At 57.5% G+C, this 23219-nt stretch carries 23 protein-coding genes, 1 tRNA gene and 1 other RNA gene; 13 read left to right on the top strand and 12 right to left on the bottom strand.

Annotation, left to right across the window (positions count from 1 at the left end; translation table 11 throughout):
• Positions 1 to 301: 301 nt before the first annotated feature.
• Positions 302 to 715 (top strand): peptide-methionine (R)-S-oxide reductase MsrB, encoded by a 414-nt coding sequence (msrB, locus tag REA38_RS10020; protein ID WP_004932219.1) that lies wholly within the window; start codon positions 302 to 304, stop codon positions 713 to 715.
• Positions 716 to 778: 63 nt separating this feature from the next.
• Positions 779 to 1051, top strand: a complete 273-nt coding sequence (locus tag REA38_RS10015) for a YeaC family protein (protein WP_033634809.1) — start codon at positions 779 to 781, stop codon at positions 1049 to 1051.
• Between the two features lie 46 nt (positions 1052 to 1097).
• Here the strand turns inward: REA38_RS10015 and REA38_RS10010 are convergent, their stop codons facing one another.
• The 4 genes from REA38_RS10010 to sppA all read right to left on the bottom strand — a co-directional run bounded on the left by REA38_RS10010 (position 1098) and on the right by sppA (position 6229).
• Entirely contained in the window at positions 1098 to 2375 is a 1278-nt protein-coding gene (locus REA38_RS10010) for a glycoside hydrolase family 18 protein (protein WP_060430179.1), read from the bottom strand.
• Between the two features lie 232 nt (positions 2376 to 2607).
• Complete coding sequence (gene pncA, locus REA38_RS10005; protein WP_101427010.1) at positions 2608 to 3240, bottom strand: bifunctional nicotinamidase/pyrazinamidase; 633 nt, start codon at positions 3238 to 3240, stop codon at positions 2608 to 2610.
• A gap of 22 nt (positions 3241 to 3262) precedes the next feature.
• Positions 3263 to 4279 (bottom strand): asparaginase, encoded by a 1017-nt coding sequence (ansA, locus tag REA38_RS10000; RefSeq protein ID WP_033638505.1) that lies wholly within the window; start codon positions 4277 to 4279, stop codon positions 3263 to 3265.
• 93 nt (positions 4280 to 4372) lie between these two features.
• Positions 4373 to 6229, bottom strand: a complete 1857-nt coding sequence (sppA, locus tag REA38_RS09995) for a signal peptide peptidase SppA (protein ID WP_033634806.1) — start codon at positions 6227 to 6229, stop codon at positions 4373 to 4375.
• A 160-nt stretch (positions 6230 to 6389) separates the two neighbouring features.
• On the opposite strand from sppA, the gene REA38_RS09990 reads away from it, so the two are divergent.
• The 5 genes from REA38_RS09990 to REA38_RS09970 all read left to right on the top strand — a co-directional run bounded on the left by REA38_RS09990 (position 6390) and on the right by REA38_RS09970 (position 11478).
• Positions 6390 to 6941 carry an NAD(P)H nitroreductase gene (locus tag REA38_RS09990; RefSeq protein ID WP_004932204.1) on the top strand — a complete coding sequence of 184 codons (552 nt, stop codon included), beginning with the start codon at positions 6390 to 6392 and terminating at the stop codon, positions 6939 to 6941.
• A 157-nt stretch (positions 6942 to 7098) separates the two neighbouring features.
• Positions 7099 to 8142: a selenide, water dikinase SelD gene (selD, locus tag REA38_RS09985; RefSeq protein WP_308885807.1), complete on the top strand. Its 1044-nt coding sequence runs from the start codon at positions 7099 to 7101 to the stop codon at positions 8140 to 8142.
• Between the two features lie 8 nt (positions 8143 to 8150).
• Positions 8151 to 9260 (top strand): tRNA 2-selenouridine(34) synthase MnmH, encoded by a 1110-nt coding sequence (gene mnmH / locus REA38_RS09980; RefSeq protein WP_060438582.1) that lies wholly within the window; start codon positions 8151 to 8153, stop codon positions 9258 to 9260.
• Positions 9260 to 11185 carry a DNA topoisomerase III gene (locus REA38_RS09975; protein ID WP_033647606.1) on the top strand — a complete coding sequence of 642 codons (1926 nt, stop codon included), beginning with the start codon at positions 9260 to 9262 and terminating at the stop codon, positions 11183 to 11185. The genes mnmH and REA38_RS09975 overlap by 1 nt, the downstream gene beginning before the upstream one ends.
• Positions 11182 to 11478: a YnjH family protein gene (locus tag REA38_RS09970; RefSeq protein ID WP_308885806.1), complete on the top strand. Its 297-nt coding sequence runs from the start codon at positions 11182 to 11184 to the stop codon at positions 11476 to 11478. Before REA38_RS09975 ends, REA38_RS09970 begins: the two co-directional genes overlap by 4 nt.
• 21 nt (positions 11479 to 11499) lie before the next feature.
• On the opposite strand, the gene REA38_RS09965 is transcribed toward REA38_RS09970, so the two are convergent.
• From REA38_RS09965 to REA38_RS09935, 7 genes are all read right to left on the bottom strand, one after another.
• Positions 11500 to 11901 carry a pyrimidine (deoxy)nucleoside triphosphate diphosphatase gene (locus REA38_RS09965; RefSeq protein WP_193146701.1) on the bottom strand — a complete coding sequence of 134 codons (402 nt, stop codon included), beginning with the start codon at positions 11899 to 11901 and terminating at the stop codon, positions 11500 to 11502.
• Between the two features lie 44 nt (positions 11902 to 11945).
• Positions 11946 to 12752 carry an exodeoxyribonuclease III gene (gene xthA / locus REA38_RS09960; protein WP_033647602.1) on the bottom strand — a complete coding sequence of 269 codons (807 nt, stop codon included), beginning with the start codon at positions 12750 to 12752 and terminating at the stop codon, positions 11946 to 11948.
• Between the two features lie 101 nt (positions 12753 to 12853).
• Positions 12854 to 13426 (bottom strand): TIGR00730 family Rossman fold protein, encoded by a 573-nt coding sequence (locus REA38_RS09955; RefSeq protein WP_308885805.1) that lies wholly within the window; start codon positions 13424 to 13426, stop codon positions 12854 to 12856.
• 194 nt (positions 13427 to 13620) lie between these two features.
• A non-coding RNA gene (locus REA38_RS09950) (RtT sRNA) lies at positions 13621 to 13747 on the bottom strand.
• Between the two features lie 47 nt (positions 13748 to 13794).
• Positions 13795 to 13879: transfer RNA gene (locus REA38_RS09945), tRNA-Tyr, on the bottom strand.
• A 175-nt stretch (positions 13880 to 14054) separates the two neighbouring features.
• A complete protein-coding gene (gene purU / locus REA38_RS09940; protein ID WP_016927485.1) occupies positions 14055 to 14903 on the bottom strand; it encodes a formyltetrahydrofolate deformylase in 849 nt (282 codons plus the stop codon).
• 68 nt (positions 14904 to 14971) lie between these two features.
• The gene (locus tag REA38_RS09935) at positions 14972 to 15436 is read right to left on the bottom strand and encodes a YchJ family protein (RefSeq protein WP_033634796.1); all 465 of its coding nucleotides are present in this window, start codon (positions 15434 to 15436) and stop codon (positions 14972 to 14974) included.
• A gap of 118 nt (positions 15437 to 15554) precedes the next feature.
• Here REA38_RS09935 and rssA point away from each other — a divergent pair, with 118 nt between their 5' ends.
• From rssA to REA38_RS09910, 5 genes are all read left to right on the top strand, one after another.
• On the top strand, positions 15555 to 16457 hold the full coding sequence (gene rssA, locus REA38_RS09930; RefSeq protein WP_033654364.1) for a patatin-like phospholipase RssA: 903 nt from the start codon (positions 15555 to 15557) through the stop codon (positions 16455 to 16457).
• A gap of 103 nt (positions 16458 to 16560) precedes the next feature.
• On the top strand, positions 16561 to 17574 hold the full coding sequence (rssB, locus tag REA38_RS09925) for a two-component system response regulator RssB (RefSeq protein WP_308885804.1): 1014 nt from the start codon (positions 16561 to 16563) through the stop codon (positions 17572 to 17574).
• 212 nt (positions 17575 to 17786) lie between these two features.
• On the top strand, positions 17787 to 18704 hold the full coding sequence (gene galU / locus REA38_RS09920) for a UTP--glucose-1-phosphate uridylyltransferase GalU (protein WP_086579960.1): 918 nt from the start codon (positions 17787 to 17789) through the stop codon (positions 18702 to 18704).
• Positions 18705 to 18744: 40 nt separating this feature from the next.
• Complete coding sequence (locus REA38_RS09915; protein WP_060387858.1) at positions 18745 to 20088, top strand: UDP-glucose/GDP-mannose dehydrogenase family protein; 1344 nt, start codon at positions 18745 to 18747, stop codon at positions 20086 to 20088.
• Between the two features lie 9 nt (positions 20089 to 20097).
• Positions 20098 to 21108, top strand: a complete 1011-nt coding sequence (locus REA38_RS09910) for an NAD-dependent epimerase (RefSeq protein ID WP_308885803.1) — start codon at positions 20098 to 20100, stop codon at positions 21106 to 21108.
• Positions 21109 to 21294: 186 nt separating this feature from the next.
• Here REA38_RS09910 and hns read toward each other — a convergent pair whose 3' ends face one another.
• Positions 21295 to 21702 carry a histone-like nucleoid-structuring protein H-NS gene (gene hns, locus REA38_RS09905; protein WP_004932170.1) on the bottom strand — a complete coding sequence of 136 codons (408 nt, stop codon included), beginning with the start codon at positions 21700 to 21702 and terminating at the stop codon, positions 21295 to 21297.
• A gap of 700 nt (positions 21703 to 22402) precedes the next feature.
• Between hns and REA38_RS09900 the strand changes: the two genes are divergently transcribed.
• On the top strand, positions 22403 to 22987 hold the full coding sequence (locus REA38_RS09900; protein ID WP_033634789.1) for a thymidine kinase: 585 nt from the start codon (positions 22403 to 22405) through the stop codon (positions 22985 to 22987).
• Positions 22988 to 23219: the final 232 nt, after the last annotated feature.

Here is a 23219-nt window from a genome sequence, read left to right as displayed (position 1 = left end):
TACAAAAACCTTACCCAGCGTCAAGCGGAATCGTGTCAATTCTTGCGGCAAGTCAAACCGGAAGGGTGGTTTTGCACGCTTATTGCACAGTCCATTTGCGCTCGGCCTCATCCGTTATATGGGGACAAGCCGCCAAGTATAAAGTCAGCATACGCAAGATGTGTGATCGCTATCACATATCATCGTGACGTGGCCTTTATGGGCTACAGTTTAGGCCAAAAACCCCTGCAGCGGTGTTAATTTTTTGTTATTATTAATCATTGTTTTCGTTGACATTATCCACATTCAGAGATAAGCACAAATGGCTAAAGAGACAACCCCCGGTCATCCGGTCACGGAACTGAATGAAATCCAACGTTATGTGACGCAACAGCGCGGCACCGAAGCACCGTTCAGCGGCAAATTGCTGCACAACAAGCGCGAGGGCGTGTACCATTGCCTGTGCTGTAACCAGCCGCTGTTCTATTCCGAAACCAAATACGATTCCGGCTGCGGCTGGCCGAGCTTTTATGAGCCGGTTTCCGCCGATGCTATCCGTTATCTTGATGATAATTCACATAATATGCATCGTGTTGAAATCCGCTGTGGCCATTGCGACGCACACCTGGGGCACGTTTTCCCCGATGGCCCGCAGCCGACCGGCGATCGCTACTGCGTCAATTCCGCTTCACTGAGCTTTACCGATGGCGAAAATGGCGACCAAACGGCCGGTTAAGTGGTAATTTAACCAACAAAATCGATTCAGCTAATTATTCATCCGTAAGTGAGAAGGGCTCTGATGGACGTGAAAGATCTGATTGCGGCGATGACGCCCGAGATATACCAGCGCCTGGTACAGGCGGTTGAGCTGGGCAAATGGCCGGACGGCGTGGCGCTGACGCCGGAGCAAAAAGAAAACAGCCTGCAGGCGGTGATGCTGTGGCAGTCGATGAACAACGTCGATCCGCAGCACATGAGCATCGGCACCGACGGGCAGATCGTGATGAAAAGCAAGCAAGAGCTGAAACAGCAGTTCGTTGCCGAGCCGTTGGCCAAACTCAAACCGCAGTAAGGCTTCCCTTAAGAAAGCGGGGCGATGTCGCCATCGCCCCGTCGATTCACCGTTTTTCGCCCTTAATCCCCAGCGATTCCGCCAGCTGCTGCGCCAGCCGGTTGTCGTCATCCGCGCCGTATTCCCAGAACATCGCACCGCCCAATCCCTGACTTTTGATGTATTCGGCCTTGATGGCCACCGAACGCGGATTCTCGTAGGAGATTGCGAACAGCGGCTTGCCTTCGGCGGATTGCAGCGTCAGGTAAGGCACTTTGGCGTCGTCATCCCAGTGCTCGCGAAAACGATGCTGCGGATCGTTGAGCAATTTGCTGACGATATCGTGGTATTTAAAGTAAGTGTCTTTGCTGAGATCCAGCCCCAGCGCGTTGAACAGGGCGGTTTCTCGCGCGCTGAAGTAAGGTTCCGTCACCGGATGTTTGGCGGCGTCCGGCTTGTCCCAGTCGATACCCGCCTCGGTCGCCCGTTTCGGAACCCGGCCGTAGAAACCGATGCCCAGGTTCATCTGCGCCGGTTTCAGGCCGGCAGCCAGATAATTCTTGACCACGAAATCGGCGCTGTAGCGGTCGGCGGCCGCCACGGTTGGCCAACGCTTTGAATCGTACAGGTTGGCATTGAAGTACTGCGTGCCGTAAGCCATGTCGTAGGTCATCAGATTGATGTAGTCGAGGTAAGGGGCAATGCTTTTCACATCAACCCATTCCTGTGGGCTTTTGACGTTGGCCCCGACGGCGATGGTTAACAGCTTGCCTTTACCCAGCGCCTGATGAAGCTCTTTCAACAGCAGGGTGAAGTTGTCGCGGTCTGCCGGTTGGCTTTCCACCAGCCCCCAGGCGCCGTTCACCGGATATTCCCAGTCCAGATCGATACCATCCAGCTGATACTGGGCGATCACCTGCAGCGCGGAACGGATGAATATCGCCCGGTTTTCCGCAGTCGCGGCGGCGGCGGAGAAACCCCGTGCGCCCCAGCCGCCGACCGACAGCAGCACTTTCAGCTCGGGGTTCTGCTTGCGCAGCGTCGGTAGCCGTTGCAGATCGGCCATCACCTTCGGCGACAGGTAGATCTGGTGGCGGCGAGCGGGGTCTTTCAGCGCTGCATTGGCTTCGTCTTTCTCGCCGTTGTAGATCAGGCCGAACGAATAGTTGAGGTGGGTGATTTGCGTGACGTCCAGCTTGTCGATGTCGCCACCGGGGCCGGCGGTGACGTCGCCGCCGCCGTTGAAGTAGCCGACGGAGAGATAAGCCGCCTGGGCCGTGCCTGCGCCGGCCATAGCCAACTGCACCGCCGCCAGTAAAGGCAGCAGTTTTCGGGTTATTTTCATGTCTTTCTCCTTGGGTCGGCAAGGCCGACCGTACCGCCAGAGGCGGTCACAATAAAGCCGGGCTCAGTGGGCCCCGGATGCGTATAACCGATTGACGCCAAAAGCGTCGCAGCCATAACAGCAAAAGCGCCTGCCGGTCACAAGCCGTTGGGGAAGAAGAAGGGCGATATTGTGAGCGGCGTCGAAATTTTCGCCACCGCGCAGAGAGGGCGCTGATGGCGCCCTGGAGGATTTAGTTGGCGAGGAATTGTGACAGGGTAACCAGTTGCGCACCGGCGCACGCCATGTCCTGCAGCGCCCGCTCGCTGTCGTCCGGCTGCAGATTCACGCCGCGGCAGCCGTCGACGATCACCTGCGTTGGATAGCCGGCAGCCAGCGCATCCAGCACGCTGAACTTCACGCAGTAGTCGGTCGCCAGGCCCATGATTGCCAGCCGCCGGACGCCCTGCGATTGCAGCCAGCCGTGCAGTTCGGTCTGTGCTCGGTGGCCGTTATCGAAGAATGCGCTGTAGCTGTCGATATCCGTATCCTGCCCTTTGCGAAAAACGGCATTGATATGTTGCCGCTGTAACTGGGGGTGAAAATCGGCGCCGTGGCTCCCTTGCACGCAGTGCACCGGCCACCACACCTGCGGCAGGCCTTCCAGCTCGCCGAGGGTGCCGACCTGCGCATGGGAGTTCACCGCAAAACTGCGGTGATTGGCGGGATGCCAGTCCTGGCTGGCCACCACCGGCTCGCCACGCGCCAGACAGGCGGTGATCGCCTGATTGGCCACCGGGATGACGGCGTCGCCCGCCGTGACCGCCAGCGCGCCGCCGGGGCAGAAATCGTTTTGCAGATCGATCAACAACAGGGCCGTTTTCATCGCCGCTCCAGAGTTCAGTAGGTTAACCGTTGATGCTCAGTTCGCCGCGCAGGTCTTGCTGCATCAGGGCGCGGATTTGTTCCGGCGTCAGCGGCTGGCTCAGCAGGTAGTGCAGCTTGGTCAGGGCGGCTTCCACCGTCATGTCGAAACCGCTGATTACCCCGGCGTGCGCCAGCGCGTTGCCGGTGGCGTAGCCTTCCATATTGACGCGCCCGGAGATGCACTGCGTCAGGTTCACCACCACGATGCCGCGTTCTGAAGCCGCGCGCAACTCGTCGATCAGCTCGGCCTTCTGCGGCGCGTTGCCGACGCCGTAGGAACGCAGGATCAGCGCTTTGACCGGCTGCAGCAGGAAGTTGCGCACCACCGCGCCGGAAATGCCCGGATAGATAGTGACCACGCCGATCGGCTGCGGCGTAATGTCGTGCACCCGCAGCGCGCCGTTGCATGGCGGGCTGTCGATGCCTTGCTGGCGGCGAATGTGAATACCGGCTTCCAGCAGCGGCGGCAGATTCGGGGAGGCGAAGGCGTCGAAGCCGTCGGCGTGCGCTTTGGTGGTGCGGTTGCCGCGGAACAGCTTGTTGTTGAAGAACAGGCTGACTTCATTCACCGGATGGTTGGCCGCCAGATACAGCGCGTTGAGCAGGTTGGTCTGGCCATCGGAACGCAGCTCCGCCAGCGGAATCTGCGAGCCGGTGACGATCACCGGTTTAGCCAGGTTTTCCAGCATGAAGGAGAGTGCCGACGCGGTGAACGCCATGGTGTCGGTGCCGTGCAGGATCACGAAGCCGTCGTAGCGATCGTAGTTCTGCTTGATGTCGTCGGCTATGTGCTGCCAGTCTTCCGGTGTCATATCCGAAGAGTCAATCAATGGCGCATATTCATGAATGGTGAAATCCGGCATTTCCGGGCGATGGAATTCGGGCATCAGCGCCAGCTGGCGCTGCAGGTGGCCGGAAACCGGGATATAGCCGTGATCGGAACGCTGCATGCCGATGGTGCCGCCGGTGTAGGCGACGTAAATGGATTTCTTTTGCATGGTCATGATTTTAACAAAGATAAGATGGGCTGAATTATAGGGGCATGGCGGCAGAAAAAAAGCCCGGCGATGGCCGGGCTGCAGAATTATTTGTTAGCGGACTTCTCCGCAGGTGAGACAGATCGCATAACGGTTTTGCGGATCGTTCAGGTTATTGAACAAGCCCGGCTGTTCTTTCACCGCGTTGGCGACCGAGGCCAGCGGAGCGGGCAGCATGGCCTGAATCGCCGCCGGCAGCATGGCGTGAACGGAAACGCCGAACTGGCTGAGCACCATATCGCTCAGGCTTGGGGTATCGACGAACCAGTTGAGCTGCCACTGCTGCAGCTTCGCCAGCTCGGCGGCTTTCTTCACCGCGTCGTCGAAATCGCCCAATTGATCGACCAGGCCGTTGGCCTTGGCGTCGCTGCCGAGCCAGACGTGGCCCTGGGCGATTTGGTCAACCTGCTGCGGGGTCATCTTGCGCGATTTGGCGACCAAATCGAGGAAGTTCTTATACCCGTTTTCGATGTTCAGCTGCATCATCTGCGAGAACTCCTGCGGCAACGCCTTGGTGACCGCAATGTCGGCCAGCGGCGAGGTCGCCACGCCGTCGGTGTGCACGCCCAGCGTATCCAGGGTTTTCTCGTAGGTATTGATGATGCCGAAAATGCCGATGGAACCGGTCAGGGTGCTCGGGCTGGCGATGATGTAGTCGGCCGGCGTCGAAACCCAGTAGCCGCCCGACGCGGCCATGCCGCCCATCGAAACCACCACCGGTTTGCCGGCGGCGCGCACGGCGGCCAGTTCGGAGCGGATCACTTCGGATGCGCTGACGCTGCCCCCCGGGCTGTTGACGCGGAACACCACGGCCTTGATGGCCGGATCAAGACGGGCCTGACGCAGTTCGGCGGCGGTGGTATCACCCCCGACGTTACCCGGCGTCTGCGGGCCGTCCATGATGGCGCCGTTGGCGAAGACCACGGCGATCTTGCCGCCCTGGTTGGCGTCCGGCTTCGGCTGGTAGTCGTAGATGCTGATGGCGTTGAAATCGTTCGCCTGTTTATCCCAGCCGAAGGTCTTGACCAGCTGATTTTCGATCGCGGTGCGCGAGGCCAGCTCGTCCACCAGCTTATTGTCCAGCGCATAGCGAGCGGTGTCGCCACCGGCTGCCTGCAGGCCGCTCAGCACGCCGGCGGCGCCTGGGAACAGCTGCTGTGGCGTCAGCTGGCGGTTGGCCGCGACGGTTTCCAGATAGTTCTGCCACAGGCCGCCAATCCAGCGGCTGTCCGCTTCGCGCGCCGCCGGAGACATATCGTCGCGGATCAGCGGTTCGACCGCCGATTTATAGGTGCCGACGCGGAAGATATTGGTGGTGACCTTGAGCATGTCCAGCAACGACTTGTAATACAGGTTGTTGGTGGCGAAACCGTGCAGATCGACCGCGCCCTGCGGCGACAGATAGACCTTGTTGGCGTAGCTGGCCAGGAAGTATTGCGTCTGGTTGTAGCTGTCGCCGATGGCGAAGATCGGCTTACCGCTGTCGCGGAACTCGCGCAGCGCCTTGCCGATATAGCGCAGCGACGGCTGATCGGCGCCGACGAAGTCATTCAGCTGCAACACCATGCCGGTAATGTTTTTATCGTCTTTGGCCTTGCGGATGCTATCGACCACGTCGAACAGCGAGTTTTCCTGCAGACGGCTGCTGGAGGCGCCCAACAGCTCGCGGCCCCATTGCCGCACCCGGTTGTTTACCGAGGGCTGATCGACCACCACGCCGCTTAAATCGACCAGCAGCGCGCCGCGCGCCGGGGCCGTCGTGGTGGAGGAACTTTGGAAGGACAGATAGATGCCAACCCCAACCAGGATCAGCAAGACCAGGAACAGGTTAAGGATCAGTTCCCTGATAAAATTCAGCAGACGCCATGTCCACCGGAAAATGCCGGCAATAATTTGCCACAATGTGCGCATGTGCTCTCCAACAAGAGTCGAGAATGTTCCGCTATCCTAATGAGCGGCCGGGGAAATGTCAGCTTTAAATCGTGGCACACAGACGCTATCGCCGAGGCTGTAACTCGTCGTTTAGCTATGTTAACGTGGCCGGAATGAAAATTGTTATCAGGAGTTTACGATGGATGCTCTGGATCTTTTATTGAATCGCCGCTCGGCTTCGCGCCTGGCGGAACCGGCGCCGGCGGGGGAAGTGCGCCAAAATATCATCAACGCGGGCCTGCGTGCGCCCGATCACGGCGCGCTGCAGCCGTGGCGTTTCGTGATGATCGAAAATCAGGGTCTGGAGCGCTTCAGCCAGCTGCTGCAGGCGGCGGCGAAACAGGATCAGCTGGACGAAGCGGCGATCGAAAAGGCCACCAAGGCGCCGTTCCGCGCGCCGCTGATCATCACCGTCATTGCGCACTGCACTGAAGAGACCAAGGTGCCGCGCTGGGAGCAGGTGGTTTCCGCCGGTTGCGCGGTGCAGGCGATGCAGATGGCGGCGCTGGCGCAGGGCTTTAACGGCATCTGGCGCACCGGCGCCTGGACCGAGCATGCGCTGGTGCGCGAAGCCTTCGGCTGCCGCGAGCAGGACGAGATCGTCGGTTTCCTCTATCTGGGCACGCCGCAGCTGAAGGCCGCCACCAAGGTGACGCCGCCGGACAGCACGCCTTTCGTCAGCTATTTCTGAGTTTTCTCCCGCGGGGCGCGGCGAAAATGCGCCAAACCCCGCAAAATCGCATGGTTTCTGAGCAGGCCGTTCGCTTATCGCTGGCGCGCTCTTATCAATCCCTTCGGCAAGCGCTACCCTATGTTATCTTGAGTGCCGTTACCGAAGGGAGTGGACTATGACATCGCCAGCGATCCGTTTAACCCAGTACAGCCATGGCGCTGGCTGCGGCTGCAAAATCTCACCGAAAGTTCTCGAAACCATCTTGCACAGCGAGCGGGAAAAGTTTGTCGATCCGCGCCTGCTGGTCGGCAATGAAACCCGCGACGACGCGGCGGTGTACGACATCGGCAACGGCGTCGGCATCATCAGCACCACCGACTTTTTCATGCCGATCGTCGACGATCCGTTCGATTTCGGCCGCATTGCGGCCGCCAACGCCATCAGTGACGTGTACGCCATGGGCGGCAAACCGATCATGGCGATCGCCATTCTTGGCTGGCCGATCGCCAAACTGCCGCCGGAGGTGGCGCAGCAGGTGATCGACGGCGGGCGTTTCGCCTGCCAGCAGGCGGGGATCGCGCTGGCCGGCGGCCATTCCATCGATGCGCCGGAACCTATTTTCGGCCTGGCGGTCACCGGCGTGGTCAATACCGAGCGGGTGAAGAAAAACAGCGCGGCACAGGCCGGGGCGAAACTCTATCTGACCAAGCCGCTGGGCATCGGCGTGCTCACGACCGCCGAGAAACAAAGCAAACTGCGCTCTGAGCATCAGGGCCTGGCGACCGAAGTGATGTGCCGCCTGAACAAGCCGGGCGCCGACTTTGCCGAGGTGGCGGGCGTCACGGCGATGACTGATATCACCGGTTTTGGCCTGCTGGGCCACCTGAGCGAGGTGTGCCAGGGCTCCGGTCTGCAGGCGACGGTCTGGTTCGATCGGGTGCCGAAGCTGCCGGACGTCGAGGCGTATATCGCCGAAGGGTGCGTGCCGGGCGGCACCGGGCGCAACTTCGACAGCTATGGCCATCTGGTGGGCGAGATGAGCGATTTGCAGCGCCAGCTGCTGTGCGATCCACAAACCTCCGGCGGCTTGCTGTTGGCGGTATTGCCAGAGGCGGAAGCGCAGGTGCTGGCGATTGCCGGGCAGCACGGTATCACCCTCAACGCCATCGGTGAGCTGCATGTGGCATCGGCCGGTAAGCCGCTGATCGAGGTCGTGTAGTGTCCCACATGCAAGGAAGGCCGGACAGCGACGATTACCCACGCATTTTCCTGCAGGACGTGCCGCTGATTGACGTGCGCGCACCGATCGAATTTCAGCAGGGCGCCTTCGCACAGGCGGTGAATTTACCGCTGATGATCGACAGCGAACGCCAGGCGGTCGGCACCTGCTATAAGCAGCATGGGCAGCAGGCGGCGATCGCGCTCGGCCACAGCCTGGTGAACGGCAAACTGCGCGAACAGCGCACCGCCGCCTGGCTGGCGGCCTGCGCAGCGCGGCCCGAAGGCTATATTTACTGCTTCCGCGGCGGGCTGCGCTCGCAGCTGGTGCAGCAATGGCTGCACGAGGCCGGCGTGGATTATCCGCGTATCACTGGCGGTTATAAAGCGCTGCGCAATTATCTGCTCGGTGTACTGACGCAAAGCGCGCAATTGCCGATGGCCCTGGTGGGCGGCAATACCGGCAGCGGCAAGACGCTGCTGGTCAACGAACTGGCCGACGGCGTCGATCTGGAAGGCGCGGCGCGCCATCGCGGTTCATCTTTTGGCCGAACGCTGGCGGGGCAGAGCTCGCAGATAGATTTTGAGAATCGTCTGGCTGTGTTATTGCTGAAAAAACAGCATGGTGGCAGCCGCCGTTGGGTGCTGGAAGACGAAGGGCGGATCATCGGCAGCAACAATCTGCCGTTGCCGTTGTTCAACGGCATGCAGCAGGCGCCGGTGGCGGTGATCGACGATCCGTTCGATATTCGTCTGGCGCGCCTGCAGGCCGAATATATCGACGGTATGCGCGAACAGTTCGAACAGGCCTATGGCATGGAAGAGGGCTGGCGGCAGTACGACGACTATTTGCATCATGGCCTGTTCGCCATTCGCCGCCGTTTGGGCCTGGAGCGCTTCCAGCAGTTGACGCAGCGGCTGGAGGCGGCGCTGCGGGCGCAGCGCCTCAGCGGCCAGGGCGACGCGCACCGCGAGTGGTTGGCGCCTCTGTTGCAGCAGTACTACGATCCGATGTATTGCTATCAGTTGGAAAAGAAAGCCCAGCGGATCGTCTTCCGCGGGAACTATGCAGAAGTAAGAGAATTCTTGATGACGTTCAGCCAGAAAAACGGTGATTAATGCGACTGTTCATAGCCGAGAAACCGAGTTTGGCGCGCGCCATTGCCGACGTCTTGCCCAAGCCGCATCGCCGCGGCGACGGCTATATCGCCTGTGGCAACAACGACGTGGTGACCTGGTGTGTCGGCCATCTGTTGGAGCAGGCCCAGCCTGACGCCTATGACAGCCGCTATGCGCGCTGGTCGTTGGCGGATCTGCCAATCATCCCCGAAAAATGGCGCTTGCAGCCACGCCCTTCGGTCAGCAAACAGCTCAACGCCATTAAAAAGCTGCTGCACGAAGCCGATGAAGTGGTTCACGCCGGTGACCCGGATCGCGAGGGGCAACTGCTGGTGGATGAGGTGCTGGACTACCTGGATTTGACGGCGGAGAAGCGCCAGAACGTGCGCCGCTGTCTGATCAACGATCTCAATCCGCAGGCGGTGGAGCGTGCTGTCGAGCGTCTGCGCGACAACCGTGATTTCATTCCGTTGTGCGTGTCTGCGCTGGCGCGTTCGCGCGCCGACTGGCTGTACGGCATCAATATGACCCGCGCCTACACGCTGCTGGGCCGCAACGCCGGTTACGACGGCGTGCTGTCGGTGGGCAGGGTGCAGACCCCGGTGCTCGGATTGGTGGTGCGCCGCGATGAAGAGATCGAAAACTTCGTGCCAAAAGACTTCTTTGAGGTCAAGGCGCACATCGTCACGCCGAAAGAAGAGCGCTTCGTGGCGCTGTGGCAACCCAGCGAGTCCTGCGAACCTTATCAGGATGAAGAGGGGCGTTTGCTGCACCGGCCGTTGGCGGAGCACGTGGTCAAGCGCATCGAGGGGCAGCCGGCCCTGGTCACGTCTTATAACGATAAACGGGAATCAGATACCGCGCCGCTGCCGTTCTCGCTCTCTACGCTGCAAATCGAGGCGGCCCGGCGCTATAACCTCAGCGCGCAACAAGTGCTGGACGTTTGCCAGCGGCTGTACGAAACCCACAAATTGATCACCTATCCGCGTTCCGACTGCCGCTATCTGCCGGAAGAACATTTCGCCGGCCGCCACGCGGTGCTGAACGCCATTAGCGTGCACCAGCCTGAGCTGTATCCGCAGCCGGTGATCGACAGCGATCGCCGCAACCGCTGCTGGGACGATAAAAAGGTCGATGCGCACCACGCCATTATTCCCACCGCCCGCGCCGGCAAGGTGAATCTGACGCAGGATGAACGGAATGTGTATGGGCTGGTGGCGCGCCAGTACTTGATGCAATTCTGTCCGGATGCGGTGTTCCGCAAATGCGTGATCGAGCTGGATATCGCCGGCGGCAAATTCATCGCCAAGGCGCGTTTCCTGGCGGAGGCCGGTTGGCGTACGCTGCTGGGCAGCAAGGAGCGCGACGAGGAAAACGAAGGCGCGCCGCTGCCGGTGGTGGCCAAGGACGATGAGCTGCTGTGCGAGCGCGGTGAAGTGGTGGAACGCCAGACGCAGCCGCCGCGGCCGTTTACCGACGCCAGCCTGTTGTCGGCCATGACCGGCATCGCGCGGTTCGTACAAGATAAAGCGTTAAAGAAAATCCTGCGGGCGACCGATGGTTTAGGTACGGAAGCGACGCGAGCGGGGATCATCGAATTGCTGTTCAAACGGGCGTTTCTGTACAAGAAGGGGCGCTATATTCACTCCAGCGAAACCGGGCGCGCGTTGATTCACTCGCTGCCGGATCTTGCTGCGCGTCCTGATATGACGGCCAACTGGGAAGCCACGCTGACGCAAATCAGCGAGAAATCCTGCCGCTATCAGGACTTTATGCAGCCGTTGGTCGGCACGCTGCAAGAGCTGATTTATCAGGCCAAGCAGAGCCGGGCGAGCATGGCGTTTCGTGGGTTGCCGCCGCCGCCTTCCAGCGGGGGCAAAAAACGCAGGAAAAGCGCCGGCAAGGCGCAGGAGAAGAGTGAATGAAGCATGGACTCAGTGGGGGTTTAGCCGCCGCTGTCTTGGCGTTTTCCGGCCTGGCCGCCGCCAATCGCGGTGATGTGGACGTGGTGTTGCCGGTTTCGCCGGAGATTTGGGGCACGGCCAAAAGCGGCGTCAATCCGCCGCCGGCGCAGCCCTGCAATCGCTGTTGTGTCTACCAGAACCAGAATTATTCCGAAGGGGCGGTGCTCAAAGTCGAAGGGGAAGTGCTGCAGTGCGTGCGTGAGCCTAACACCATCGGCACCAACCCCTTGATTTGGGTGCGATTGAAGAAGTGACGATGTAACCTATCGCCGCGCTCAGCGCGCATCGCCTTGCGCGGCGATATAGTCCGCCAGCAGTGGAACGTCGGCGGGCGCCAGGGCGTATTCCTGCGCCTGTTGCGGCGTGACCCAGACCAGCGCCGAGTGGCAATGCAGCTGCAATTCACCGGAGAACGCCGCGACTCGCCAGGCATGCAGCCGGATGAGGCGTTCGCCTTGCTGCCACTGATTGCTGCCCACATGGTCGCCGATACGGGCGCAAATCCCCAACTCTTCATCTAGCTCGCGCGCCAGCGCCTCTGGCTGGCTTTCGCCGGCTTCAACCTTGCCGCCGGGAAACTCCCACAGACCGGCCTGATCGCTGCCTGCGCCGCGCTGGGCCAGCAAAATGCGGCCGTTCTGTTCCAGAATGGCGGCTACCACGTCGATAATTTTCATTGGCTTCACAGAGTAAAACCCCGGCGAGCGCCGGGGTGATGGGTTTACAGCGTAAATTCCGCCCACACCGGCGCATGGTCGGAAGGTTTCTCCATCCCACGGGTTTGGTAATCGATGCCGGTGGCGATGCAGCGCGAAGCCAGCGGGGTGCTGGCCAGCAGCAGATCGATACGCAGGCCGCGGTTGTCGTCGAACCCTTTGGAGCGGTAGTCGAACCACGAGAATTCGTCGCTGCGCCCCGGGTTGGCGTGGCGGTAGGTGTCCACCAGCCCCCAATTCAGCAGGCGCTCCATCCATTCGCGCTCTTCCGGCAGGAAGGAACACTTGCCGGTGCGCAGCCAGCGTTTGCGGCTGTCTTCGCCGATGCCAATGTCATAATCGCTTGGGCTGATGTTCATGTCACCCATAATCAACACTGGGGATTCCGCCGACAGCTGCTGCTCCAGGTAGTTTTGCAGATCCTGATAAAAGCGTGTTTTAGCCGGGAATTTGATCGGGTGGTCGCGGCTTTCACCTTGCGGGAAGTAGCCGTTGATCACCGTCAGCGTGCCCTGCGGCGTAGCCAGATCGGCCATGATGATGCGACGCTGCGCATCTTCTTCATCGGTCGGGAAACCGCGGCGCACGGCCAGAGGCTCCGCTTTGGTCAGCAGCGCTACGCCGTAATGGCCTTTTTGCCCGTGATAGAACACGTGATAGCCGTGCTGGCTGACTTCTTCCAGCGGGAACATGTCGTCGTGAACTTTCGTTTCTTGCAGGCCGATCACGTCGGGCTGGTGCTGTTCGATAATTGCCGCCAGCTGATGCGGACGCGCGCGCAGTCCATTGATATTAAAAGAGACAAACTTCATGAGCGGTGCCGTTTTCACGATAAAAATGTGCTGTGATAGTAGCAGAGTTTGGCGGGAAATGTAACGCAGACAGCGGCGGGACCGCTGGCTGCGCAGCGGCTTTATTTCGCCCAGCGGTCGTAATTTTTGGGTTGATAGTCGTCAAACTGTTGCAGCAGCGTTTGCGCCGATTCACTGATGTGCAGGGTGCCGAGGTAGTCGTGGCGCATAAAGCCCTGATCGGCGACGTGCCCGAGGAACTGGCTCAGCGGGCGGTAGAACCCGTTGACGTTGAGCAGGCCGACCGGTTTGTTGTGATAGCCGATTTGCCCCCAGGTCCAGATTTCAAACAGCTCTTCCAGCGTGCCGATGCCGCCGGGCAGGGCGATAAAACTGTCCGCCAGCGCCGCCATACGGGCTTTGCGCGTGTGCATATCCGGCACCACTTCCAATTCAGTCAGGCCGCGATGCGCGGTTTCCGCTTCAACCAGGCGCTCGGGGATAATGCCGACAGCTTCACCGCCCGCCGCCAACACCGCGTCCGCCACGATCCCCATCAATCCTTTTTTGCCGCCGCCGTAGATTAAACGGCGCCCCTGCGCGGCCAGCAGCTGCCCCAGTTGACGAGCCTGCTCGGCATAAGCGGGATTGACGCCTTCGCTGGCGCCACAAAAAACGCAAATATTGTTTCGCATCCACCTGTTCCTTACTGCGCAAAAGAAGCCAGTGGTATAGCGAATTGTCGGTCTTAGTTCAAGTTACGGTTGGGAGTGAGGAAATAAAACATCGAGTGAAAGCGGGGAATAAGGGGAGACAAATTGAGTTTTATTGATACGAGAGCATTGGATACGGTGTGCTTTAAGTCGATTTGGGGATGTTCTGCAAAGGATGGTGGTGGGGGAAGGATAATTCGTCGCTGCGCGACTCACCCTGCGGGCCGCGCTGAAGCGCGTTGTCTCACTGCGTGAGACTCGAACCTTGTCGAAGCTTCTCATCCTTCCCCAGTGCGGAGCATTATGGGGGCGATGTGCTTTAAGTTTATTTGGGGTTTTCTATAAAGAGATGGTGGTGGGGGAAGGATTCGAACCTTCGAAGTCTGTGACGGCAGATTTACAGTCTGCTCCCTTTGGCCGCTCGGGAACCCCACCATATACATGGCTATTTAACTGGCCTTGCTTGTGAGAGCGCTGTCTCGGTAAGCGGGGCGCATCATATCAAATGAAGCGGATGTGTAAAGCATTGAAATGCAGAAAATGAATCGTTTGCCGTTTTTTTATTCTTGGCGGTGCATCCCTGAACGAAATGCACCGATTTATTGAGCGATTAAAGAATAACGGTGCGGTTGCCGTAGACGAAGACGCGCTGCGCCAGCACCTGATACAGCGCGCGGCTAAGCACGTTTTTCTCCACGTCGCGGCCGGCGCGCATCATATCCTCGGCGGAATAGGTGTGATCGACGTGGATCACGTCCTGCATGATGATTGGGCCTTCGTCGAGATTGTCGTTAACGTAGTGGGCGGTGGCGCCGATGATTTTTACCCCGCGCTCATAGGCCTGGTGATAAGGGCGCGCGCCGATAAACGCCGGCAGGAACGAATGGTGAATGTTGATCACCTGATTCGGATAATGTTGCACGAAGGCCGGGGTCAGCACGCGCATATATTTGGCCAGCACCACGTAATCCGGCTGATATTGATCGATCTTGGCCGTCATTTCGCGGTCATGCTGTTCACGCGTCAGGCCTTCGTGGCTCACCAGATGGAAAGGAATATCGAAACGCTCCACCAGCGATTGCAGCGTGTCGTGGTTGCCGATCACGGCGGCGATTTCAACGTCGAGGCCGCCATAGGCGCTTTTCATCAACAGATCGCCCAGGCAGTGGGCCTCTTTGGTGACCAGCACCACGATGCGACGGCGCCCGGTGCTGTGCAGCTCACGCAACGAACCTTCCGGCAGCGCGCTGTCCAGATCGGCCAGCAGCGTGTTGTCGTTGAAAATGCCTTCCAGCTCGGTGCGCATGAAGAAACGCCCGGTGCGGTGATCGACGAACTCATTATTCTGCACGATATTGAGTTCGTGCTTGTAACAGATGTTGGTGATCTTGGCGATCAGCCCTTTGGCGTCCGGGCAGATGGTGCGTAACACTTTTCGTTGTACATTTTGGTGTGGCATGGGTTTGAGGATCCTGTCTGATACTGAACGGCCTGTCTTCGCAGGCGTAAACGTGAAGCGCCGGCCGGCTAGCGCCCGCAGCACTTCTTGTATTTTTTCCCTGAGCCACAGGGACACATCGCATTTCTGCCGGGCTGGGGTTTGGTGCCGTCGATATAATACCAACGTTGATCGCGACGAAGGAAGCGCGAGCGCTCATGCATCGCCTGTGGTTCGCCGCTTTCGCCATCGATAAAGCGGGCGATGAATTCGACGAAGCCTTCATCCGGCTCATGACCGGCTTTCTCTTCCACGATCGTCAGGCCTAACCATTCGGTATTTTTAAAGCTGTCGACGATTGCATTGCGCCACGCTTCGGCGCCGCAGTCGGGGTGCCAGGTGGCGATCAGATAGTCGACGTTATGACTCACGTAGGCGGTGAAGCGTGAACGCATCAGCTGACCGGGCGTGGGCGCCGGCTGATTGCCGCTGATAAAAGGGGCGCAGCACGCGTTATACGCCTGTCCGCTGCCGCATGGGCATGATTCGGGCAAAATAACTCCTGAGAACACGAGGCAGAAAATGAATTTAGCGCATATGTTACCTAACAATATTCGTCAGTGACAATCTACCCTGAAAGCAGAGAACACCTTTCACCGCGAGGATGGCGCTATGCGGCAAATCAAGATCGGACTGGCGCTGGGGGCGGGCTCGGCCAAAGGCTGGGCGCACATCGGCGTGATTAATGCGATAAAGAAACTGGGGATTGAGGTTGATATCGTGGCCGGTTGCTCCGTCGGCGCGTTGGTGGGGGCGGCGTTCGCCAGCCATCGTCTGCCGGCGATGGAGCAGTGGGTGCGATCGTTCAGCTATTGGGACGTGATTCGCCTGATGGATTTTTCCTGGCACCGTGGCGGCCTGTTGCGCGGCGAGCGGGTGTTTAACGCCGTCGGACAGTTGTTGAAGATCAATGATATCGCCGAATGTGCGCTGAAGTTCGGCGCCGTGACGACCAATCTCAGCACCGGGCGTGAGCTGTGGCTGACTGAAGGCGATATTCATCAGGCGATACGCGCCTCCTGCAGCATGCCTGGCCTGTTGGCACCGGTGTGGGCCGACGGCTATTGGCTGGTGGATGGCGCGGTGGTCAATCCGGTGCCGGTGTCGCTTTGCCGCGCCATGGGCGCCGATATCGTCATCGCGGTCGATCTGCAGCATGACGCGCACCTGATGCAGCAGGATCTGTTCTCGATACGTATCGAGGAAGAAAGCCCGGACGATGCGCCTGCGGCCACCTGGCGCGGGCGTCTGCGGGAGCGCATCGGCAGAATGCGGCAGCGCAAACCGGCGACGGCGCCCACGGCGATGGAGGTCATGGGCACCTCGATTCAAATGCTGGAAAATCGCCTGAAGCGCAACCGGATGGCGAGCGATCCGCCGGATGTGCTGATTCAACCTTTTTGCCCGCAAATCTCGACGCTGGATTTCCACCGCGCCAACGAAGCGATCGAAGCGGGATTGCTGGCGGTGGAAAAACAACTGGATCGGTTGTTGCCGTTGATAAAAAATAGATAATTCTCGGTTCTCGGTTGGCATTGCGCGGTCAGTCTGTTTCAGACGAGCATAAGTGACCTTTTTGAGCCACTATTACACTATGGAAAGGGACGAGGCTCGGCTGATGGCATTACCACTTACTCACAAGCGCATCTTGATCGTTGAGGACGAACAGGTTTTTCGTTCGGTGCTGGTCGGTTATTTGGCCTCGCTGGGCGCTGAAACCGGCGAGGCGACCAACGGTTTACAGGCGTTGAGTGCCGTCGATGACTTCAAGCCGGATCTGATTCTGTGCGATCTCGCGATGCCGGAAATGGGCGGTATCGAATTCGTTGAACACCTGCGTTTGCAGGGGGTACAGATCCCGGTGCTGGTGATCTCGGCCACCGACAAGATGGCTGACATCGCCAAGGTGCTGCGGTTGGGCGTGCAGGATGTGCTGCTCAAGCCGCTGACCGATCTCAACCGCCTGCGTGAAGCGGTGCTGGCGTGCTTATACCCCAATATGTTCACCTCCCAGGCGATTGAAGAGGTTGAACTGTTTCAGGATTGGGACGCGCTGAGCAAAAATCCTTCCGAAGCCGCCAAACTGCTTAAACAATTGCAGCCGCCGGTACAGCAGACCATTGCGCATTGCCGGATCAACTATCGGCAGTTAACCACCGGCGAAAATCCCGGCCTGGTGCTGGATATCGCCGCCTTGTCAGAAAAGGATCTGGCATTCTATTGCTTGGACGTCACGCGCGCCGGCGATAATGGCGTATTGGCGGCTTTGCTGTTGCGCGCGTTATTTAATGGGCTGCTGCAAGATCATCTGGCTAATCAACAGCATCGTCTGCCGCAAATGTCGGCATTGTTAAAGCAGGTTAATCAATTATTGCGGCAGGGGAAATTAGACGGTCAATTCCCTCTGTTGTTGGGATATTATCACACCGAAAATAAAAACCTGATCCTGGTTTCCGCCGGGCTGCATGCCAACGTCAATACCGGTGACAATCAAATCCAGCTGAACAACGGCGTGCCGCTGGGGACGCTGGGAGCTACCTACATGAATCAGATCAGTCAGCGCTGTGCCGCCTGGCAGTGTCAGGTATGGGGCAGCGGTGGCCGATTGCGGCTGATGCTCAGCGCTGAATAACAGGCAGCGATCGGCGAGATCTTAAGCTATTCACTTATCGGTAATTAAACCGTTTATTTATTCTCCCGATTATCCGAACGGGTAATAGTCCTAAATGTTTTCTATTTGTGTTCCGGCTAATGCTCGGCGCGTATAAGCTGGTATACTCCGAAGGTTTTTTTATATCGAGCCAAGCTCATAAAATGAGCGTCTTAGCTTTAAGAGAGGAAATAATGCCTGCTGTAAATCGCAAAGTCAGAAAAGCCGTGATCCCGGTTGCAGGCTTGGGTACGCGGATGTTGCCGGCCACCAAAGCCATTCCGAAAGAAATGCTGCCGCTGGTTGATAAACCGCTGATCCAATACGTCGTCAATGAGTGCATTGCGGCGGGGATTAACGAGATTGTGCTGGTCACCCACTCCTCCAAGAACTCGATCGAAAACCATTTTGATACCAGTTTCGAACTCGAAGCGATGCTGGAAAAACGCGTCAAGCGCCAATTGCTGGATGAAGTGCAGTCGATCTGCCCGAAAGGCGTTACCGTGATGCAGGTTCGTCAGGGCAATGCCAAAGGCCTGGGGCACGCAATTATGTGTGCCTACCCGATGGTGGGCGATGAGCCGGTCGCGGTGGTGCTTCCTGACGTGATCCTCGACGAATACAGCGCCGATCCGAAAAAAGACAACCTGCACGAAATGCTGCAGCGCTTCGAAACCACCGGCGTTAGCCAAATCATGGTTGAACCCGTGCCGCATAAGGATGTCGGAAACTACGGCGTAGCCGACTGCAAGGGCGTCGATTTGCAACCGGGCGAAAGCGCGCCGATGGTCAGCGTGGTCGAGAAGCCGTCGCCGGATAAAGCGCCTTCCAACCTGGCGATTGTCGGGCGTTACGTGTTGTCCGCCGATATTTGGCCGCTGTTGGCGAAAACGCCTCCAGGCGCCGGCGATGAAATTCAGCTGACTGACAGCATCGAAATGCTGATGCAGCAGGAAACGGTGGAAGCGTATCACCTGAAAGGCGTGAGCCATGACTGCGGTAACAAACTGGGTTACATGCAGGCTTTTGTAGAATACGGCATGCGTCATGCCAACCTGGGCAAAGAATTTTCTCAGTGGCTGCAGCAGGTTGTTGCCGCTGACAAGAAGTAATTTGATCTTTCGTCTTAATTTGAAAAACTAGGATTTTCACATGAAAGTAACAGTTTTTGGTATTGGTTATGTGGGGCTGGTACAGGCCGCGGTGCTGGCTGAAGTTGGCCATGACGTTATGTGCATCGATGTTGATGAGCGAAAAGTCGAAAACCTGAAAAAAGGGAATATCCCGATTTTTGAGCCGGGCCTGGCGCCGCTGGTGCAGCAAAACTATGAGGCCGGGCGCCTGCATTTCACCACCGATGCCAAAGCGGGCGTGGCGCACGGGAATATCCAGTTTATCGCCGTCGGCACGCCGCCGGATGAGGACGGCTCCGCCGATCTGAAATATGTCACCGCGGTGGCGCGCACCATCGCCGAGCACATGACCGATCGCAAAGTGGTGATCGACAAATCCACCGTGCCGGTCGGCACGGCGGACAAGGTGCGTCAGGTGATGGCGGAAACGCTGGCTAAGCGCGGCAGCGACGTGCCGTTCGACGTGGTGTCCAACCCTGAATTCCTGAAGGAAGGCGCTGCGGTGGCTGACTGCATGCGCCCTGAGCGCATCGTGATCGGTACCGATAATAAAGAGGTGATCGAACCTATTCGCGAGCTGTACGAGCCGTTTAACCGCAATCACGATCGTATGATCATGATGGATATCCGCAGCGCGGAGCTGACCAAATACGCCGCCAACTGCATGTTGGCGACCAAAATCAGCTTTATGAACGAAATGTCCAACCTGGCGGAAATGCTGGGCGCGGACATCGAGAAAGTGCGTCAGGGCATCGGTTCCGATTCACGTATCGGTTATCACTTCATCTACCCTGGCTGTGGCTACGGTGGCTCTTGCTTCCCGAAAGATGTGCAGGCCTTGATCCGCACGGCGGAGCAGATCGGTTACCAACCGAAGCTGTTGCAGGCGGTAGAGCAGGTCAACTACCAACAGAAAGACAAGCTGAGCAGCTTTATCAAAGACTATTTCGGCAGCGATTTGAAGGGCAAAACCTTCGCACTGTGGGGCCTGGCGTTCAAGCCGAATACCGATGACATGCGTGAAGCCTCCAGCCGCGTGCTGATGGAGCAACTGTGGGCTGCCGGCGCCACCGTTCAAGCCTACGATCCGGAAGCGATGAACGAAGTTCAGCGCATCTATGGCCAGCGTGACGATCTGAAACTGATGGGCACCAAAGAGGCTGCGTTGCACGGCGCCGATGCGCTGGTGATTTGCACCGAATGGCAGAATTTCCGCGCGCCGGACTTCGACGTGATCAAGGGTGCGTTGAAACAGCCGGTGATCTTCGATGGACGTAACCTGTACGATCCGGAGCGTTTGGCGAATCGTGGCTTTACCTACTATGCGATTGGCCGCGGTGCATCGATTAAACCGGTTATTTAAGGAGTGACCATGAAATTCCTGGTTACAGGCACCGCAGGGTTTATTGGTTATCACGTTGCAGAGCGTTTGTTGACCGCCGGGCATCAGGTTGTCGGCATCGATAACCTGAATGACTATTATGACGTGGGCCTGAAAACGGCCCGTCTGGACAGACTGGCGGATAAGCCGGGATTCCGCTTTATCAAGCTGGATTTGGCCGATCGCGAAGGCATGGCGGCATTGTTCGCCGAGCATCAGTTTCAGCGCGTCATTCATTTGGGCGCGCAAGCCGGCGTGCGTTATTCGCTGGTCAACCCGTTGGCTTATGCGGACGCCAACCTGATCGGCCATTTGAACGTGCTGGAAGGCTGCCGGCATAATAAGGTCGAGCATTTACTTTACGCGTCCTCCAGCTCTGTTTATGGCCTCAATCGCAAGCTGCCGTTTGCTACCGAAGATTCTGTCGACCACCCTGTGTCACTGTATGCGGCAACCAAAAAAGCCAATGAGCTGATGTCACACAGCTACTCTCATTTATACGGTCTTCCGACGACGGGGCTGCGCTTCTTTACCGTATATGGTCCCTGGGGGCGTCCGGATATGGCGCTGTTCAAGTTTACCAAGGCCATATTGGCGGGGGAGAGCATCGATGTATATAACCACGGTGAAATGCACCGTGACTTTACTTACATTGATGATATCACCGAGGCGATTGTGCGGCTGCAGGCGGTTATTCCGCAGGCAGATCCGTCATGGACCGTTGAACAGGGATCGCCGGCGACCAGTTCCGCGCCGTATCATGTTTATAATATCGGCAATAACTCCCCCGTTAAACTGATGGAATATATCACGGCATTGGAGCAGGCTTTGGGGGTAACGGCCCGCAAGAATATGCTGCCGATGCAACCTGGCGACGTGATGGATACCAGCGCGGATACCGCAGAGCTTTATCGTGACATTGGTTTTAAGCCGGAAACCAGCGTTGAAGAGGGTGTGAAGCGCTTTGTTGATTGGTATAAGGCATTCTACCAGGTTCAATAATTGAACGAGGGTAAATGCGATAAAGGGGCCTTAGGGCCCTTTTTTTTCACTGGGATTTCGTGCAAGGAGGAAAATGCGAATTAGGATATTTACTAAAAGAAAAGGGATGAGGCGGGATCACGGCTATAAGCTTTAAAATGAAAAGGCCCCCCGCAGGGAGCCTTTCAGATACGGACTGAATCGCTATTACAGCAGGAAATCATCCAGAGATTTACCTTGCTCTTCGATAGCTTTCTTAATCACCGCAGGGGTACGGCCTTGGCCGGTCCAGGTTTTCAGTTCGCCGTTTTCGTCTTTATATTGGTATTTAGCAGGACGTGCTGCACGTTTTGCTTTGCCGGCAGCCTTGTTGGCAGCCATGGTTTGCAGCAGTTCATTCGGATCGATACCGTCAGCAATCAGCATTTCGCGGTATTGCTGCAGTTTACGGGTGCGTTCTTCGATTTCTGCTTGAGCCTGGCTGTCTTCTTCGCGACGTTCGTTCACAACAACTTCCAGTTTCTCGAGCATTTCTTCCAGCGTTTCCAGTGTGCATTCTCTTGCCTGGGCGCGCAGAGTGCGGATGTTGTTCAAAATCTTTAATGCTTCGCTCATTGTCCTAGTCTCAAATTATATTGGTGGGGGGCTTCTCGATAATAATAGAGTGCTATTTTCCTTTCTGCAATAGCCAAATTGACTTGAATACTCAAATTTACCTTTTAAAAAACCGTTAATCGGATCTGTCCGACTAATATAGGAAGGGCTGTTAACTATTACCCTCACCGCACTTAAGTCAAAATTTCAGCAGGCATGCTTTAAAATGCGCGTGGCGCAAGGCTTTCATCGATAAGTTATCGCTGTAATTTATATCAATATTACAATGGGTTCTGTGGGCTTAATCACGTCATGACGAGGCAGACATTGTAAACAATAGGGGTATCTGGGTAAAGATTGCGTCAGGAAACGTCGGGGGAGAACGAAGGTGATTAAATGCCCTGTATTGGCCTCACGTATAATAGGCAAGCACTCCGCCGCGGTCGCGGCGCCTGCCGAGGTGAAAGGGGGGATTATGCATTAATCGGCAAATGACCGGCTTAACCATTAGCAAGAATTAATAGTGATGACAGGCATACATTATCCTGTAAATAGCGGTAAAAAGAACGGGCCGACAGAAGGATATGTTTCGCTTGAAAGCGCATTATTACGGCGAACGCAATATTCGCTCGCTTTGGGCTGAGCCGGGGGGCGGGTTATGGTACACTCACCGTCCTAATCAACATTTGAATATTTCTTATACCATCGGAGTTGCGGGGCCATGGCTCAACTTTATTTTTATTACTCTGCGATGAATGCCGGCAAGTCCACCGCGCTGCTACAGTCTTCATATAACTATCAAGAACGTGGTATGCGCACGCTGGTGTTCACTGCGGAGATCGATCACCGCTTTGGGGTAGGCAAAGTCAGCTCGCGCATCGGTTTATCCTCGCAGGCCCAGCTCTATAACAACGACTCGATGCTGTACGCCATGATTCAGCAGGAGCATCAACAGCAGCCGGTGCATTGCGTGCTGCTGGATGAAAGCCAGTTTCTGACCAAGGCCCAGGTTGAGCAATTGTGCGATGTGGTGGACCAACTGGACATTCCCGTATTGTGCTACGGCCTGCGTACTGATTTTCTCGGTGAGCTGTTTATCGGCAGCCAATATTTGCTGGCCTGGGCTGATAAGCTGGTGGAATTGAAAACCATCTGCCACTGCGGGCGCAAAGCCAATATGGTGTTGCGGTTGGATGAAAACGGCCAGGCGATGCACGCCGGTGAGCAGGTGGTGATTGGCGGTAACGAGAGCTATGTCTCCGTCTGCCGCAAGCATTATAAAGAAGCGATTCACTCCCTGGAGTAGGGGAGAAAACGCCGCCAAAGCCCGCTGAAGCGTTTTGGCGACCTGAGTCGAAATGCAGCGCCTCGGGCGCAATAAAAAACCCGCCGTGTGGCTAATGCTGGTCACTTAAGGGTGGCCAGCAACTTTTTTATCTGGATATTTCCTGCTTCTGGCTCTGAGCTCTCTCGGATAACTTCGCTCTCTGCGACCTGGCAACACCAGCCATTTTGCCTGTTCATACAACGTTCTGAGC

It is taken from the genome of Serratia sp. MF1(2023) (genome assembly GCF_030954545.1).
Lineage (GTDB): Bacteria > Pseudomonadota > Gammaproteobacteria > Enterobacterales > Enterobacteriaceae > Serratia > Serratia sarumanii.
Note: the sequence above shows the minus strand (reverse complement) of the source record. Positions and strands in the feature narration are given on the sequence as shown.

Coding starts and splice junctions, on each gene's coding strand:
- REA38_RS09900 (WP_033634789.1), top strand. CDS start 22,403: ATGGCTCAACTTTATTTTTATTACTCTGCGATGAATGCCGGCAAGTCC.
- hns (WP_004932170.1), bottom strand. CDS start 21,702: ATGAGCGAAGCATTAAAGATTTTGAACAACATCCGCACTCTGCGCGCC.
- rssA (WP_033654364.1), top strand. CDS start 15,555: ATGCGGCAAATCAAGATCGGACTGGCGCTGGGGGCGGGCTCGGCCAAA.
- rssB (WP_308885804.1), top strand. CDS start 16,561: ATGGCATTACCACTTACTCACAAGCGCATCTTGATCGTTGAGGACGAA.
- ansA (WP_033638505.1), bottom strand. CDS start 4,279: ATGCAAAAGAAATCCATTTACGTCGCCTACACCGGCGGCACCATCGGC.
- xthA (WP_033647602.1), bottom strand. CDS start 12,752: ATGAAGTTTGTCTCTTTTAATATCAATGGACTGCGCGCGCGTCCGCAT.
- selD (WP_308885807.1), top strand. CDS start 7,099: ATGACATCGCCAGCGATCCGTTTAACCCAGTACAGCCATGGCGCTGGC.
- msrB (WP_004932219.1), top strand. CDS start 302: ATGGCTAAAGAGACAACCCCCGGTCATCCGGTCACGGAACTGAATGAA.
- REA38_RS09965 (WP_193146701.1), bottom strand. CDS start 11,901: ATGAAAATTATCGACGTGGTAGCCGCCATTCTGGAACAGAACGGCCGC.
- REA38_RS09910 (WP_308885803.1), top strand. CDS start 20,098: ATGAAATTCCTGGTTACAGGCACCGCAGGGTTTATTGGTTATCACGTT.
- REA38_RS09955 (WP_308885805.1), bottom strand. CDS start 13,426: ATGCGAAACAATATTTGCGTTTTTTGTGGCGCCAGCGAAGGCGTCAAT.
- REA38_RS09975 (WP_033647606.1), top strand. CDS start 9,260: ATGCGACTGTTCATAGCCGAGAAACCGAGTTTGGCGCGCGCCATTGCC.
- mnmH (WP_060438582.1), top strand. CDS start 8,151: ATGCAAGGAAGGCCGGACAGCGACGATTACCCACGCATTTTCCTGCAG.
- REA38_RS09990 (WP_004932204.1), top strand. CDS start 6,390: ATGGATGCTCTGGATCTTTTATTGAATCGCCGCTCGGCTTCGCGCCTG.
- galU (WP_086579960.1), top strand. CDS start 17,787: ATGCCTGCTGTAAATCGCAAAGTCAGAAAAGCCGTGATCCCGGTTGCA.
- REA38_RS10015 (WP_033634809.1), top strand. CDS start 779: ATGGACGTGAAAGATCTGATTGCGGCGATGACGCCCGAGATATACCAG.
- sppA (WP_033634806.1), bottom strand. CDS start 6,229: ATGCGCACATTGTGGCAAATTATTGCCGGCATTTTCCGGTGGACATGG.
- REA38_RS09970 (WP_308885806.1), top strand. CDS start 11,182: ATGAAGCATGGACTCAGTGGGGGTTTAGCCGCCGCTGTCTTGGCGTTT.
- REA38_RS09915 (WP_060387858.1), top strand. CDS start 18,745: ATGAAAGTAACAGTTTTTGGTATTGGTTATGTGGGGCTGGTACAGGCC.
- purU (WP_016927485.1), bottom strand. CDS start 14,903: ATGCCACACCAAAATGTACAACGAAAAGTGTTACGCACCATCTGCCCG.
- pncA (WP_101427010.1), bottom strand. CDS start 3,240: ATGAAAACGGCCCTGTTGTTGATCGATCTGCAAAACGATTTCTGCCCC.
- REA38_RS10010 (WP_060430179.1), bottom strand. CDS start 2,375: ATGAAAATAACCCGAAAACTGCTGCCTTTACTGGCGGCGGTGCAGTTG.